The 15,028-nt window shown below is 60.9% G+C and carries 10 protein-coding genes; 1 reads left to right on the forward strand and 9 read right to left on the reverse strand.

Annotated elements, in window-relative coordinates; genetic code table 11:
* Positions 1-18: 18 nt before the first annotated feature.
* From VNX23_RS29665 to VNX23_RS29705, 9 genes are all read right to left on the reverse strand, one after another.
* The gene (locus VNX23_RS29665) at positions 19-1,269 is read right to left on the reverse strand and encodes a response regulator (RefSeq protein WP_325635209.1); all 1,251 of its coding nucleotides are present in this window, start codon (positions 1,267-1,269) and stop codon (positions 19-21) included.
* The gene (locus VNX23_RS29670) at positions 1,266-1,655 is read right to left on the reverse strand and encodes a response regulator (RefSeq protein ID WP_325635211.1); all 390 of its coding nucleotides are present in this window, start codon (positions 1,653-1,655) and stop codon (positions 1,266-1,268) included. Before VNX23_RS29670 ends, VNX23_RS29665 begins: the two co-directional genes overlap by 4 nt.
* A complete protein-coding gene (locus VNX23_RS29675) occupies positions 1,652-4,798 on the reverse strand; it encodes a GAF domain-containing protein (RefSeq protein WP_325635213.1) in 3,147 nt (1,048 codons plus the stop codon). The genes VNX23_RS29670 and VNX23_RS29675 overlap by 4 nt, the downstream gene beginning before the upstream one ends.
* Before the next feature lie 142 nt (positions 4,799-4,940).
* Positions 4,941-8,027, reverse strand: coding sequence for a multidrug efflux RND transporter permease subunit (locus tag VNX23_RS29680; protein ID WP_325635215.1), 3,087 nt, complete (start codon positions 8,025-8,027; stop codon positions 4,941-4,943).
* A gap of 118 nt (positions 8,028-8,145) precedes the next feature.
* Complete coding sequence (locus VNX23_RS29685; protein WP_325635217.1) at positions 8,146-9,339, reverse strand: efflux RND transporter periplasmic adaptor subunit; 1,194 nt, start codon at positions 9,337-9,339, stop codon at positions 8,146-8,148.
* 1 nt (position 9,340) lies between these two features.
* A complete protein-coding gene (locus VNX23_RS29690; RefSeq protein ID WP_325635219.1) occupies positions 9,341-10,042 on the reverse strand; it encodes a TetR/AcrR family transcriptional regulator in 702 nt (233 codons plus the stop codon).
* Between the two features lie 241 nt (positions 10,043-10,283).
* Positions 10,284-11,870, reverse strand: coding sequence for a hypothetical protein (locus VNX23_RS29695; RefSeq protein WP_325635221.1), 1,587 nt, complete (start codon positions 11,868-11,870; stop codon positions 10,284-10,286).
* A gap of 252 nt (positions 11,871-12,122) precedes the next feature.
* On the reverse strand, positions 12,123-12,290 hold the full coding sequence (locus VNX23_RS29700) for a hypothetical protein (RefSeq protein ID WP_325635223.1): 168 nt from the start codon (positions 12,288-12,290) through the stop codon (positions 12,123-12,125).
* Positions 12,291-12,410: 120 nt separating this feature from the next.
* Positions 12,411-13,970 carry a winged helix-turn-helix domain-containing tetratricopeptide repeat protein gene (locus VNX23_RS29705; protein ID WP_325635225.1) on the reverse strand — a complete coding sequence of 520 codons (1,560 nt, stop codon included), beginning with the start codon at positions 13,968-13,970 and terminating at the stop codon, positions 12,411-12,413.
* A 161-nt stretch (positions 13,971-14,131) separates the two neighbouring features.
* On the opposite strand from VNX23_RS29705, the gene VNX23_RS29710 reads away from it, so the two are divergent.
* Positions 14,132-14,989, forward strand: a complete 858-nt coding sequence (locus tag VNX23_RS29710) for a class I SAM-dependent methyltransferase (protein WP_325635227.1) — start codon at positions 14,132-14,134, stop codon at positions 14,987-14,989.
* Positions 14,990-15,028 lie beyond the last annotated feature (39 nt).

Consider the following 15,028-nt stretch of genomic DNA (forward strand, 5'->3'; position numbering starts at 1 on the left):
GGCATACCACGGCATCCGTCATTCAAGCTGCATCCGGACGCCCTTGGCGCCGTTGAGCAGGCGCTTCAAGTGAAAGCCGGCGAGCGGATCGTCGGCATGTTTCCCGACCAGCGCCGCAAAGCTCGGCATCGCTCCAGCATCGCCCGCTTCGAGCTTGGCAAAGGCTTCCGCGTATTGTGCCGTCACGGGATTTTTGAATTTCGCCGGCGGCAAAGGCTCAAAGGCGCGAAGCGGTTCGCTCCGCCCGCGCAGCATCAGATCTCCGACGGGACGCCCCTGAAATCCTTTTGCGGCTGCGGCCACCGTGGCGCTGGCACAAATGCGCGTGCCGAGGAATTTGTTGGCGGTCTCGAGCCGCGCCGTCGTGTTGATGGTATCGCCATAGGCGGTGTAGTCGAAGAACCGCCCGCCGCCGAAATTACCGACCAGCGCGGGACCGGCGTGAACGCCGATCCGGGTCACGCCGAAATTGATGCCCTTGGCCCTCCAGCGCTCACGGAATTTTTCCGACCAGGCGTCGAGATTGTGCGCGCAGGCGATGGCTCGCGTCGCAAAATCCGGCTGGTCCCCGGGCGCATTGAACAGACTCTGGATGGCATCGCCGACGACCTTGGCCACCGTTCCTTCATGCGCAAAGATGACGTCGGTCATCCCACCGACATATTCGTTGAGCAGCGTGCCCAATACCTCGGGCGCAGCCGTTTCCACCAGCGAGGTGAAACCGGCGATATCGGTGAAGATGGCGGCAACGTCGCGCCACTGCACTTCCATGCCGTCGCCTTCGCAGTCGGCAGCAAGCTTCAAGGCGATCTGCGGTGAAAAATAACGCGAGAGCGAGGCCTGCGCACGCTCGGCCTCGGCCTGGCGTCGGCGCGCCTCGCGCAACATCTCGACATGACGCAGCGTCTTGCCAATGGTGGTTTCGAGATCGCCGAAATCGATGGGCTTGGTCAGAAAATCGAACGCTCCGCGGTTCATCGCGGTGCGGATATTGCTCATGTCGCCATAGGCTGAAACGATGATGGTCGATTTCTTTTCCTCGGCCTCCTGCAATTTCTGCAACAGCGACAAACCGTCCATCCCGGGCATGTTGATGTCGGACACCACCATGTCCACGTCCGGGTGCTTCTCGATCGACTGCAGCGCCTCCAACCCGTCATGCGCAAACACGAACGCCACCGCGCCGTCGCGAATCTGCTTGCGGAATTTCTGCAAGACGAGAGCCTCCAGATCGGGCTCATCGTCGACGACGAGGATGGTCGCGGTCATGCAGCCTGCCCGAGCCTTGTATCGATCTCGTGGCGCACCAGCGAAAAATCGATCGGTTTGGTCAATAGTCCCACCGCGCCGCGCTCGATCGCCTTGCGGCGCGTTTCGGCGTCTCCATAGGCCGTGATCATGATGACGGGAACGTGCGGCCGCTCGGCGCGCACCCTCGGCAGCATTTCCAGGCCGCTCATGCCGGGCATGTTGATGTCGGAAAGGATCAGGATCAGCGACGGATCCTTGATCCCGGCCGCGCGCACCAGCGCCTCATGCCCCGACGGCGCAAACTCGATCTTGAAGCGCTCGGCCTTCAGGTCACGCCGAAACTGCTGACGAAACAGCGCTTCGACATCCGGCTCGTCATCGACGACGAGTATATACACGCTCAATTTCGGCCTCCCCCCTGTGTCAGTGCCGCGGCCGCGCGTGGCAGCGTAATGATGAATTCGGTAAATGAACCTTGTTTTGTATCGACGTCGATCTTGCCGCCGTGTTGTTTCACAATGATGTCGTGGCTCATCGAGAGTCCAAGGCCGGTGCCCTCGCCGGCAGGTTTTGTGGTGAAGAACGGATTGAACATCTTTTCCTTTACTTCGGGCGGGATGCCGGTGCCGTTGTCGCGAATACGGATTTCGACCTTGTTGCCGCGGTCTTTCGTGGCCGCGCTGAGCGTCGGCTCGAAACCCTGCTCGGCCGTCTCCTTGCGCTTGGTCGCGGCATAAAAGCCGTTGGAAATCAGATTGAGAAACACCCGCGTGATCTCCTGCGGGTAAACATCGACCATGCCGGCCGCGGGATCGAGTTCGCGCTTGAGCGTGATGTTGAAGCCGGATTTTTCCGCCCGCGCACCGTGATAGGCAAGGTTGAGGCTCTCTTCGACGATCGCGTTGATATCGGCAGGCCGATGTTCGCCCGATCCCTCGCGCGAATGCAACAGCATGTTTTTCACGATCGAATCGGCGCGCTTGCCGTGCTGCACCACCTTTTCGAGATTACCCTTCAGCATGTTGGCAATCTCGCCGACCTCCTCACGCGCCTTGTCGTCGAGTCCCGTCGATTGCAGCACGTCATTCAGCTCGTCGATCAATTCGGCTGACAACGCCGAGAAATTGTTGACGAAGTTGAGCGGATTCTTGATCTCGTGCGCGATGCCTGCGGTGAGCTGGCCCAGCGAAGCAAGCTTTTCGGTCTGGATCAGGCGATCCTGCGCGGTGCGCAGTTCTTCCAGCGAGCTTGACAGCTCCTTCGTGCGCTCCTGCACCTGTTCGAACAGGCGAACGTTTTCGATCGCGATCACCGCCTGGTCGGCAAAGGTCTGGACAAGGTCGATCTGGCGCTGGCTGAACGGTCCGGGCACTGGCCTTCCCAACAGCAGCACGCCTTCGACCGAACCGCTGCGCATCAACGGCATGGCGAGCACCGCCCTGTAATCGCCGATCTGCGGGGCGTTGCCATAATTATATTCGGGATCAAGCTCCACGTTCGGGACGTGGACGGGCTTGCCGTCCGAGAAAACCCGTCCCGTGATCGTCTCGCGGCCGCGCTTGATCGGGTGGGCGTTCATGAAGTCGATGAAGGCCGTCGTGCAGCCCGATTCCGCCTGCAACCGCATCACCTCGCCGTCTCGCAGACAAATGATGCCGAGAGATGCACTGCACAGAGCCTTTGCCGAGTCGGTCAACGTGGTGAGCACGGATTTCAGGTCGAAGGCCGAACGGCTGATGACCTTGAGCACGTCGGCGGTTGCGGTCTGCTGCTGCAGCGACTCACTGAGATCATCGGTGCGCTCCCGCAGTTCACGGAGTAGCCGCGTATTTTCAATGGCGATCACGGCCTGGTTGGCGAAGTTTGCGACGAGGTCGATCTGCTTGTCTGTGAACGACTTCACTTCCTGCCGGTAAATCGTGATGGCGCCGACCAGCTCGTTCTCCCGCAGCATCGGCACGGCAACGATGGTGCGCGCTCCCGCCAGGTCGACATTCGCGCGACGAATCGGATCGCCCTCGACGTAGGCGCGATCCGCCTTGGCATCTTCAATTTGAACCACCTGCCTGGTTTTGATGAGACGTCCCATCAGATTGTGCGAAGCCGGATGAATCAACGGTTCGCGCCGGCGTAATTCGGCGAAAGCTTCGGGCGCATTGTGAAGTGCCACGCAGCGAGTCGCATCGCCCTCCATCAGCCACATGATGCCGAATTTGGCTCCGCAGATGCGGGTTGCATTCTCCAGCATCTTGTTGAACACCGGCTCCAGGTCGCCGGCTGACGAACTGATGGTCTCCAGCACTTCGGAGGTCGCGGTCTGCTGCTCGAGCGATTCCGTCAATTCGGCGGTCCGCTGCTCGACCTTGTTCTCGAGGTCGGCATAGGATTCCTGCAGGCGCGCGCCCATGTCGTTAAACTGATTGGCGAGACCTTCGAGTTCGTCGCCGGTTTTGATCGAAATGCGCTGGGCGAAATCGCCGCCGCCGATGCGTTCGGCGCCGACCCGCAGCGCCTGGATCGGGCCAACCATGCGGCGCGCCAAAAAGACCCCGGCGAGCACCGCAAATATCGACGCCGCCGCCAGCACGATGGCAAGGCGCTGCAGGGCGGCATAAAGCGAGGCATAGGCCTCTTCCACCGGCAGCTCGACGAACATGGTCCAGCCGAGCGGCGCGATCGGCGCCGACGCGGTCAGCACCTCCTGCCCCTGGATGTTCTTGGTGCCTTGCAGCGAGTCGGGGTTGTTGCCGGCACCGGCCTGGGCCGCCTGCACCTGCACCAGCTTCGACATGTCGGTGTTGCGCAGCACCAGGCTGATATCGGGATGGGCGATCAGCCGTCCGGCTGCGCCGACGACGTAGGCGTGGCCGCGTTCGCCGACCTTGATCTGCGACACCACGTCCCAGATCAGCTTCAGATTGACCTCGGCGATGCTCACGCCGGCGTCCTTGCGGGTGCCCGCCAGCGACAGCGTCATGTAAGGCTCCGACTCCCGCCGGAAATAGACCGGTCCGTAATAGACCTTGTGGGCGACGGCTTCGGTGAATTTCGCGTCCCTGGAGAGGTCGAGCCCGCTGTCGACGACGTCCATGGCGAGCCGCGATACCCTCAGCCGCTCCTTGCCGGTCGAATCGACCTGCGCCAGTTCGGTGATAGCCGGCACCTGCCGCAACAGTCGCAGGGCATCGAACCGGCGCTGCTCGATCGAACCCGCCGACCACGGCAACTGGGTGGTCCAGCCGAGCTGGCTTTCGATTTCCTTGATGAACTGACTGATCTTTGCCGCTGCCGCTTCGGCCTGCTCGTGCTGGATGCGGATCAGCGACGCCTTGTGCTCGCGGTAATAGAAGTAAACCTCGAACATTCCGTTCGACAGAAGCGCAATCGCAACCACCGCGACGAACAATGCGACATATTTGGTGAAAAGCCGGCTGCGGATCCTGGTCCCGGATGGGCTGGTTTCGGCCGGCTTGGCCGACGAGATGGCAGGCGCCGCGGACGGGCCCGGCAGCGCTCGGCCTGTGTCGGGGTGAACCGAAATGCTCATCCCGGCCTATTTAGCAAGAAGGCCGCGCCTTGTCTCTTGCTGCAGCGCGAGCGATTTCACCGGCTTTACCGCCGGCCGGCGCCCAACGGGCAGCTGGGCCGGGGGCAACCTGCCGATCCGATGCCCGGCTCGGAATCCGGAACTAGAGCGCCTTCGGCGCCAGGTCGAACTCCGCAATCTCTTTGGCGCGCTGGGATTCGGCGCCTGCGCGGTGATCGGTGGCGATCGCGACATAGACCGCGGGCAACACGAACAGCGTGAACAAGGTGCCGATGGTCATGCCGGCCACCACCACAAGACCGATCGAGAAGCGGCTGGCCGCGCCTGCACCGCTTGCCGTGAGAAGCGGCAGCAGGCCCGTGACCATCGCCGCCGTCGTCATCAGGATCGGGCGAAGCCGGACGCGGGCAGCCATTTCGATCGCCGAACGGCGATCGAGCCCCTCGTTGAGCTGCAGTTCGTTGGCGAACTCCACCATCAGAATGCCGTGCTTGCTGATCAGACCGACCAGCGTCAGCAAGCCGACCTGGGTGTAGATGTTCATGGTCGCAGCACCAAAGAACAGCGGGATCAACGCGCCCACGATGGCCATCGGCACGCTGATCATGATCACCAAGGGGTCGCGCAGGCTTTCGAACTGCGCCGCCAGCACCAGGAAGATGATGATCAGCGCGAAGCCGAAGGTGATCGCAAGCTGATTGCCCTCCTGCACATATTGCCGGGAATCGGCGAGATAGTCGTGGCTGAAACCGGCGGGAAGCTTTGCCGCTTCACCCTCAAGGAAGTCGACGGCCTGACCGACCGTCACGCCGGGCATCGGCACCGCCTGGAAGGTTGCGGAATTCAACTGATTATAGTGGGTGAGCGCGTTCGGGTCGGTCCCGGTCTCGATGGAGACCACGGTCGAGAGCGGGATCTGTTGGCCGGTCGGGGTCGACACGTAATAGAGGCCGAGCGCCTCGGGCGAGAGGCGGCTTTCGCGCGGCACCTGCGGGATAACCTGATACGAGCGCCCCTCGAGATTGAAGCGGTTGACGTAGTTTCCGCCCAGCATGGTCGCAAGCGCGTTGCCGACGTTGAGCATGGTCAGGCCAAGATCGCTCGCCTTGGCGCGGTCGACCTTGACCCGTACCACCGGCTGGTTGAAGTCGAGATCGCTGTCGCTGACGATGAACAACCCGCTCTTGCGCGCTGCATCCTTCAGCTTGGCCATTTGCTCAAAGACCTGCTGGAAGCTGCTGGTGGAGTTGATCACCATCTGGACCGGCAAGCCGCCCGGACCGCCGGGCAAGGGCGGCAGGTTGAAGGCAAAGGCGTTGACGCCTTCGATCTTGCTCAATTGCGCCTGCACCAGCGGCTTGAGCTTGATCGAGGAGCGCTCGCGCTCGTCCCAGGGCTTGAGCAGCATGCCGGAAATCCCGTTTTGCGGTCCGTTGATGCCGTTCAGGACGAAGCGCAGGTCGGTCTCCGGAAAACTCGCAAACTCCCTGTCGAGTTTCTCGCCGTAGAAATCCAGATAGTCGATGTTGGCGTATTTCGGCGCCTTGGTCACCGCGAACACGATGCCCTGGTCCTCTTCCGGCGCGAGCTCCTTGGCGGTGTGCATGTAGAGGAAGCCGACCAGGCCCAAAATCGTGATCGCAAACAGTCCCGTGATCGGGCGATAGTCGAGCGAGCGGTCGAGCAGCCGGCCATACCAGCGCGTCGTCGCGCCGAACACGCGGTTGACGAGCTTTCCAAACCGACCCTCTTCGGCGCTCTTGAGGAATACCGAGCACATCATCGGCGAAAGCGTGAGCGCGATCACCCCGGACACGATCACCGAGCCGGCAAGCGTAAAGGCGAATTCGCGGAACAACGAGCCGGTCAGGCCGCCAAGAAAGCCGATCGGCGCATACACCGCGGCAAGCGTGATGGTCATGGAGATGACGGGACTGACGATTTCACGCGCGCCTATCATCGCCGCTTGCACCGGGGGTTTGCCCTCTTCCAGATGCCGGTGGATGTTTTCGACCACCACAATGGCGTCGTCGACGACAAGGCCGATCGCAAGCACCATGGCCAGCAACGTCAACAGATTGAAGGAAAACCCGGCAATCAGCATCAAGCTGCAGACGCCGATCAGCGACAGCGGAATGGTCACCACCGGGATGATCACGGAACGGAACGAGGCCAGGAACAGGAAGATCACAGCGACCACGATCAGGACCGCTTCACCCAGCGTCTTCTCCACCTCGTCGATCGAGGATTGAATGAACTTGGTGGAGTCATAGGCCACCTTCATCTTCATCGAAGGCGGCAGGTTGCGTTCGATCTCGGGAAACAGTGCACGGACGCCCTTCACCAGCGTGAGCGGGTTGCCTTGCGGAGTTGCCTGCACGCCGATGAAGATCGCGTGCTCGCCGTTGAAGGCGACACTGGCGTCCGAGCTCTGCGCCGCGAGCTCGACGGTTGCGATATCCTCGATCCGGACAAAGCCGCCGTCCTTGGACTTGACGATCATCCGCTTGAACTGATCGAGATTCTGCAGATCGGTATTGGCCGACACGTTCGAGACGATGAAGAAGCCCTTCGACTGGCCCGCCGCCGCCTGGAAATTATTGGCCGCGATCGCCGCGTTAACGTCCGCCGGCGAGACGTTGCGCCCCGCCATGCGCACCGGATCGAGCCACACCCGCATCGCAAAGGTCTGGCCGCCCAGAATGTCGGCCGAAGCCACGCCGTCGACGGTCGAGAGCACCGGCTGCACCACGCGCGTCAGGTAGTCCGAGATCGCCGACCCCGACAGCACCTCGCTGGAGAAGCCGAGATACATCACGGCGGTGGTCTGGCCGGTCGTCTTGGTGACGATCGGGTCGTTCGATTCCTTCGGTATGAGGTATTTGACCGAGTTCACCTTGGCCAGAACTTCGGTCAGGGCCTGGTTCGGATCGAAATTCAGCTTGATATAGACCTGGATGGTGCTGGTTCCCAGCACCGAAGACGAAGTCATATAGTCGACGCCTTCGGCAGACGCCACCGCCTGCTCGATCGGCGTGGTGATGAAGCCCTGGATCAGGTCGGCCGACGCGCCCGGATAGACGGTGGTAATGTTCACGACCGTATTGGACAGTTTCGGATATTGCCGGATCGGCAGCACCATCGCCGCGCGAAGGCCGATCAGAAGGATCAGCAGGCTGACGACCACCGACAACACCGGCCGCTTGATGAAAAGATCAGTGCAGACCATCGCGATGCGCCTTCGGTTATCTCATGGTCCGATCGAAATCGGACCACGATCGAATTTCCTTGACTTGAGCCAGTTCTCTACAGGGAAAAGCCGGTTCCCGGCTTTTGCCGTCCTTGCCTCAATAGCGCGGCGGGTTCGCCGGAACCGGCGGCGCCGCGTCCGTTGAAATCGCCACGGCCGCTCCCGATTGCAGCTTGAGCTGGCCGACCGCAACCACGCGATCGCCGTCCTTCAGGCCGCTGAGGATTTCGGCGCGCCCCTGGACCCGGTTGCCGGTCCGCACGAAGGTGCGCACCGCCGTCAGGCTGGTCTTGCCGTTATCCTCCTTTTTCTCGGTGATGAGGAATAGCGAGTCGCCATAAAGCGTATAGTCGACAGCGGTTTCGGGCACGGTGACGACCGGCGGCTTGTCGGGCAGCACCACGGTGATGGTGGCGAACATGCCCGGCTTGAGGATCTTGTCGGGGTTGTCGAGGGTTGCCTGGACGCGGATGTTGCGCGTATCGGCTGCAATCTGCGGCTCGATCGCAGTGATCTTGCCCTCGAAGGTTCGGCCCGGATAGGCATCGACCGCAACCCGCACGGTCTGTCCGACCTGCAGTGCCGCGCTGCCCTTTTCCGGCACCGTGAAGTTCGCATACAGCACCGACAGATCGGTCAGCGTCACGATCTGGGTGCCGGCGGTGAGGTACTGGCCGACCTCGACATGGCGGACGCCGAGTTCGCCGTCGAACGGCGCGCGCACCAGCTTCTGCGAGATGATCGCCTCGGTCTTGGCGATGCCCGCATTGGCCTGGTCATAGGTGGCCTGCGCGGCATCGACGGTAGACTGCGGCCCGAACTGGCGCGCGGCGAGCTGCTTGGCGCGGTCGAGCGCCAGCGACGCGCCGGTCGCCTGCGCCTTGTAGTTGGCTAGATCGCCCTGCTCGGGGCCATCGAACAGCTGCACCAGCGGGCTTCCGGCCTTCACCGAAGCGCCAGCGGTGAACTTGATCTCGGTGACTCGCCCCGGGACGTCAGGGACGACATTCACCTGATGCACGGCGGCGAGATCGCCGACTGCCGTCAGCAGGTTCGGAACCACCTCGGATCTGGCTTGCGCAACGGTCACGGTCGCCGGTGGCGGCTTGTTGTTGGCGAAGAACTGCGCGATCATCTTGCTGCGGAAGGCATTGAAGCCGACCAGCGCACTTACCAGCAGCGCGAGCAGCGATCCGACAATGACGAACCAGCGCACCATCCGCACGGGGCGGGTGCGCACCTTCTCGCCGACGGGCCGGCCCGAGATCTTGCTTTCGGTCACAATGTTCATGTCATGCACTTTCTGAAATGGCTGGCTGTCCCGTATCCCGCGACATTTCGCGGTCCAGATGAGTGGCAATCGCGGTCTCGTTGAGACCAATTCCGCGCAGTATGAATTGACAAAGCTGCCGTTCGAGATCGGTGGCCTCGCCATAGGAAAGACACGGGGTGGTCGGCATTCGTGTCAGGCTCGACATCAACACGGTGTGATGGGCGAACCAGAACAGGTTCATCGGTTCGCCTCCGATTGCGCTCGCATCCCCCGCCTCGACCGCGCGCTGCAGCGATCGGGTGAACGCATTTCCGATCAGGCTGCCGATCTTCTGATAGATCAGGCGGGCGAATTCGCCGTCGTCGAGATGGCTCGACAGCATCAGGCGGAGACGCTGGGCCTCCTCCTGATCGGGCGTTTCCGCCACCGCCTGGAAATGGCGGACCATTTCGCGGATCAGGACGACGAGTGTCTGGGTCGATGGCTCGAGCTCGAGCAAGCGATGCAGTGCCGGATCGGCCTCGCATTCTTCGGCAAGGATTTCCGCATACAGCGCCGATTTGCTCGGGAAATGCTTGAACAGCAGCCCTTCGGAAATCGAAGCAGCCGCCGCGACGCTTTTGGTCGTGGTGCCGGCAAAGCCGTGGCGGGCAAAGCAGCGCTTTGCCGCCCCCAGGATGAGTTGCCGCCTCAGATCGCCGGTCATACGTAGAGTGCTCATCTTGTAAGTAAGCACTCACCTTCGGTAAAAGTCAAGCAGTTTGCTGCGGCGCAACCAAATCGAAATGACGGCCGCAATTGGGCCGATCCTTCAGGCGGGAAGCCGCCGCCCCCGAAGCAGGAGAGTGCGAACAGGCTTCCCAGCACGATATGAATGACCACGCCCGGCAAGACGGGCGCTGCCCGGCTTGAAGATCGGGTTCGCTCGTCCGGCGTATGCCAGACGAGCCTTGAACCAACCGTTATTCGACGAAGCCGACGCCGCGGAACACTGTGCCGTAGACTGGCCCCGCAACCGTCATGAACGACTCGTTTTCGACCTGGCTCAATTGCGTCGCTGCGATCTGATCGGTGATTTCCACCACTTTGTTGGGATCGGCACCGTTATCGCCTGAGGCGCTCGAGGTCGAGGTCGTGGCCCAGAGCGTCACGGTGCCGTCGCGGTTGATCCGGCCGGTCAGATTGCGCAGACCAATCGTGGTTATAGCTGGCCACGGGCCATCGGAACCGGTCACATTAACATCGACGACGCCAATCAGTCCCTTCGTCAGCACGTATTGGAGATGCCAAGAGCCGTCGCTGCCGAGAATCCACTTCTGCAGCCCCGCGTTCGACGTTACGTCCAAATTGTTCCCGGTGCCCTCGACGCTGACATACATGGTCGTCGGATTGGCGAAAAATACGGCGAACGGCGTGAAATTTCCACCAGTTGCTTTCGCGGAATCATTCGGAAAACCTGGCACGATATCAATGGTCGAGGACGCAGCGTCGACCAATGTTGGCAGCGAATTCGGCGCCCGGACGGTATAGACCGTATCGATGCCGTTACTGCCGCTACCTTTCGTAAAATAGAGCGCGCCGCCGAATTCCGTAATGCCGCGATAGTTGTTGTCCTTGCCCGGCTTATCGGGTTTTGCGTTAGGGAAAGTGAGTTGGATCAACGGGTCGACTTCGGCTGAAGTGGCCGATGCGATCGTCGCGTTAACCACCGATGAACCGATCGGATTGACAACTTCGAGGCCTGTTGTCTCGGTGACGTCCGGGTTCGTGCCATTGCCTGCCCCGAAGCTCGCTGCATTGCCATTGTTAGCGTTGCCGACCACGTAGTACAGACCATTCGACCCTAACAAGGCAGACCGGCCATTATTGCCGCCGTAATCGTTGGTCGGCGTGTAGGCGATGCTGCCCTTCTCATCGACCGAGACGATGGTGCGGCGAAAGGCGTAGCTATTCCCAAAGGCGAAGGTCACCGGGTTTGTCGAATCCTGTCCCGGCACAGCATCGGAATTCGATACATCGAGCAATCCGACGCCCACTGCGGGCGGGTTTAGCCCATTGGCTGGTGCGGCGCCCGCATAGCCGACAAATACGACCCTGACTGTCGGCCAGTTGTTGAGCACATGGAGGCCAAGCTCGGATTTGGACGAAAAGCTGGTAACGACTTGATCGGTCGGCACCTGCATCGTGCGGAAGACCTTGCCGTTGCTCAAGTCGACATCGGTCAGCTGGATGGCCGACGTCACGCCGAAGCTGCCATCGACCGATGCATTGTTCCAAACATTGACATAGTCGTTGCCCGCGACTGCCTGGGTGGTCGCCGTCGCCTTGTTCGGCAGCGTCGTACCGACCTTGAGCGTGGCGACAGGTCCTCGCGTTTTGTCGTAAGTGCTGCTGCTGATGAGCAGCGAGCCGTGCTTCAAGAATTGCTGATCCGCGCTGGCAGGCGTTGGATCGGCAAGACCGAACAGCGCAGCGCCAAGAACTGTACTTCCGGACAAAAGTGCTGGGGCTAGCGCCGCGCGGTGCGCGGCGTTGCTGAAAACATTCATCATCGTGATTCCTCTGAAGGGAGTTGGAAGCGCCGTGCACGGTATGATCCGACCGTGACAGGTTGATTACGCGAAGGTAAAAGGCAGACCTCTGGTCAAAGAGGCTTGTGCGCAACACCGGGAGGCTTCCCTCCGACTCGGCGCGCTCGCCGCGACGCATTGGCGGTCGTACGGTCAGATCATCCGGCCGAGGTCCGCGTCCAGGCTGAACAATCAGCGATGCTTCTGGTTGGCGAGGGATGAACCTACTCCCTAGATCGGAGCGAATCCGAGCGCGCCGCGGATCCGTGTCACGACGAAGCTGCCGTCACGGCTTGCAAGCACGCGCTCCAGATTGGCGCTGTCGATCTTGATGCTGACAAAGCGCGGACCTGCCGAAACGTCCCGCATCGAGGGCGCAAACGCCCTTATCTCGGCCATGGTGGCGATGCTGCGCGCGTCCGATATGCCGCACGCTTTGGCGACGCCAAATCACTGAGATGGTTACCAGTGATCCATGCTGTAGCTGATCCGACAACTAATGCTGTTGGATTTTGGAAGCTAACGCAAGCCGGCGCGACGAAAGCCGTCCAGATAGCAAACGCGGTCCTCTTCGTACTTGAACGGCATCTCGTTGGAGATCCACTCAAGTGATATGTCCGGCTGCACGCGCCGCAATTCTTTCAGCGCTGCGCTTGCAACGTCATCGAATCCGCCCGCCGCGGCCGCCGCGGTTAGCACCCGATGTGCACCGACAAAGTCGGCACGATGCCGCAACGCTTCCCGGGACAGGCGCATCGCTTCTTCGTAGTTGCGCCCGACGAATTGCGAATAGGCGGCAACGCCGCAATAGATCGCGGCGAACGGATCGCGTGGGCTGAGCCGGAGCGCATGCCGCGCGGCACGGTCACCCTCTCCCCATCGCCCGCAATAGGTCAGCGCGACCCCGTAATATCCCCTGGCCGGGGAAAAGTTGGGATTTAGTCCGAGCGCGAGCTCGAATTCAGCGAGCGAATCCTCGAACCGGCGATTGAACAGGTAGACGCTCGCAAGCGCGTAGTGGGCCCAGGCGTCCTCGCTATCGGCGCGGATCGCCGCCAGCGCCGCCCGTTCGGCGACCGGTACCGCTTTCACCATCGCTTCCCAGCCCATGTGGGCGCTGAAAGTATGGCAGGCGGCAAGCACGCCGAGCGCTTGACCGTAGTTTGGGTCGATATTGATGGCTTTCTCCAGAAGCGCCTGGGCAACCATGTTGTCCTGCCGTGTCACGCGCCAGTAGTGAGACAACGCGCGCATCACAAGATCCCAGGCGTCCAAGCTGTCCGGCGGCTTGCGCTGGGCCCGGAAGTTTTCAGCCGCATAGAGTTGCGGTTCTATAGCGGCGACGATCGCCTGAGCGATTTCGTCCTGCACGGCAAACACATCAGCGAGACTTCTGTCGTAGCGCTCTGCCCAAATATGACTCCCGGTGGTCACATCGTTCAACTGGACCGCGATCCGTACACGATCGCCGTTCTTGCGAACGCTGCCTTCGACGACATAGCCGACACCAAGTTCTTCGCCTATCTGCTTCAGGTGAAACGATTGTCCCTTGTATGCAAATGAAGAGTTGCGCGCGATCACGTAAAACCAGCGCAGCTTCGAAAGCGCTGTGATGACATCCTCGCTGACGCCATCTGAAAAATATTCTTGTTCGGGCTCTTCGCTCATATTCGTGAACGGCAACACCGTGATGGCGGGCCGATCGAGAGACGAGAGATTGTCCTTGCTTGAGAGATTTGCCGAACCTTCGCCAAGCTTCATCTCGGGCTGGCTCTCACGCACATCGGCGACAAAGCGAAACCCCTTACGCGAGATGGTGCGGACCAAGCGCTGATCCCTACCGCTGTCGCCAACGGCCTTACGAGCCGCGTTGATCCTGCTGGTCAGCGTCGACTCCGATACGATTCGTCCTTGCCAGATCTTGTCGAAAAGGTCGTCCTTGCTGACGACACGGTCGCGATTTTCTACCAAATACTGCAACAGATTGAACACCTGCGGTTCAATCGGCACGCCCTCGCCGCCACAGCTCAACTCCTGTCGGCTAGTGTCAAGTACATGATTTGAAAATATAAATTGCACATTAAAAATCCTGGGCCCCGAAGACCCTCAAGAAACAATCAAGTCTGTCTCAGGGCAAAATCAAGTAGCCCTCAGAGCTTTTAGGTCAGAGCCGGCTCACTTTGGGTTCACCGGTCGGATCACCCATGACCGGGTCGCATATCTCGAAGGGAGACGGAACCATGGAAGCCACAACGACACCTGCAAGACAACCCGGCAACTCCAAAATCACCGCGACAACCGATCTGGCCGCCCTGAAAATTCGGCAGCAAGCTGCCTGGTCGTCGGGCAATTATGCGGTCGTCGGCACGACCCTGCAAATTGTCGGGGAAGAACTTTGCGAGGCGCTCGATCTGAGCTCCGGCTCAAAGGTACTCGATGTGGCCGCCGGAAACGGCATGGTTAGCCTGGCGGCGGCTCGCAGATGGTGCGAGGTCACTTCAACCGATTATGTGCCGGCTTTGCTTGAATGCGGGCGGGCGCGCGCGTCCGCGGAAGGTCTGTCAATCGATTTCATTGAAGCAGATGCCGAAAGTCTGCCCTTTGCAACCGCCGCTTTCGACACGGTCGTGTCTACATTCGGCGTGATGTTCACACCCAACCAGAACCAGGCGGCCGCAGAGCTGCTACGGGTGTGCAAATCCGGCGGCAAGATTGGTCTTGCCAACTGGACGCCCGAAGGGTTCATCGGACAGGTCTTCAAGACGCTCGGTAAATACTTGCCGCCTCCGGCTGGCGCCAAATCGCCGGCGCTCTGGGGGACCCGCACGCGCCTCAACGAAATGTTCGAAGCCGACGCCAGTTCGATCAAAGTCGAGCCGCGCCTGTTCAACTTCCGTTATCGATCGCCCGAGCATTTTTTGGACGTCTTCAAGACCTTCTACGGCCCGGTATTGAAGGCGTTCGCAGCACTGGATGTGCCGAGCCAGGAAAATCTCGGGAACGATCTGCACGCGCTTATCGTGCGCATGAATAGAGCCGGCGACGGCACCATGGTGGTGCCGAGCGAATATCTGGAGGTCGTGATCACCAAGCGGTGAAACGCTCCTTATCAGCTCCCTCACTTTCACCGCCGGAGA

Origin of the sequence: Bradyrhizobium sp., assembly GCF_035570375.1 — a bacterium.
Taxonomy (GTDB): Bacteria; Pseudomonadota; Alphaproteobacteria; order Rhizobiales; family Xanthobacteraceae; genus Bradyrhizobium.

What these genes read in the sequence shown, in the direction of transcription:
- VNX23_RS29665 (WP_325635209.1), bottom strand. Translation starts at nt 1,269, where the DNA reads ATGACCGCGACCATCCTCGTCGTCGACGATGAGCCCGATCTGGAGGCT.
- VNX23_RS29675 (WP_325635213.1), bottom strand. Translation starts at nt 4,798, where the DNA reads ATGAGCATTTCGGTTCACCCCGACACAGGCCGAGCGCTGCCGGGCCCG.
- VNX23_RS29680 (WP_325635215.1), bottom strand. Translation starts at nt 8,027, where the DNA reads ATGGTCTGCACTGATCTTTTCATCAAGCGGCCGGTGTTGTCGGTGGTC.
- VNX23_RS29685 (WP_325635217.1), bottom strand. Translation starts at nt 9,339, where the DNA reads ATGAACATTGTGACCGAAAGCAAGATCTCGGGCCGGCCCGTCGGCGAG.
- VNX23_RS29690 (WP_325635219.1), bottom strand. Translation starts at nt 10,042, where the DNA reads ATGAGCACTCTACGTATGACCGGCGATCTGAGGCGGCAACTCATCCTG.
- VNX23_RS29695 (WP_325635221.1), bottom strand. Translation starts at nt 11,870, where the DNA reads ATGAATGTTTTCAGCAACGCCGCGCACCGCGCGGCGCTAGCCCCAGCA.
- VNX23_RS29700 (WP_325635223.1), bottom strand. Translation starts at nt 12,290, where the DNA reads ATGGCCGAGATAAGGGCGTTTGCGCCCTCGATGCGGGACGTTTCGGCA.
- VNX23_RS29710 (WP_325635227.1), top strand. Translation starts at nt 14,132, where the DNA reads ATGGAAGCCACAACGACACCTGCAAGACAACCCGGCAACTCCAAAATC.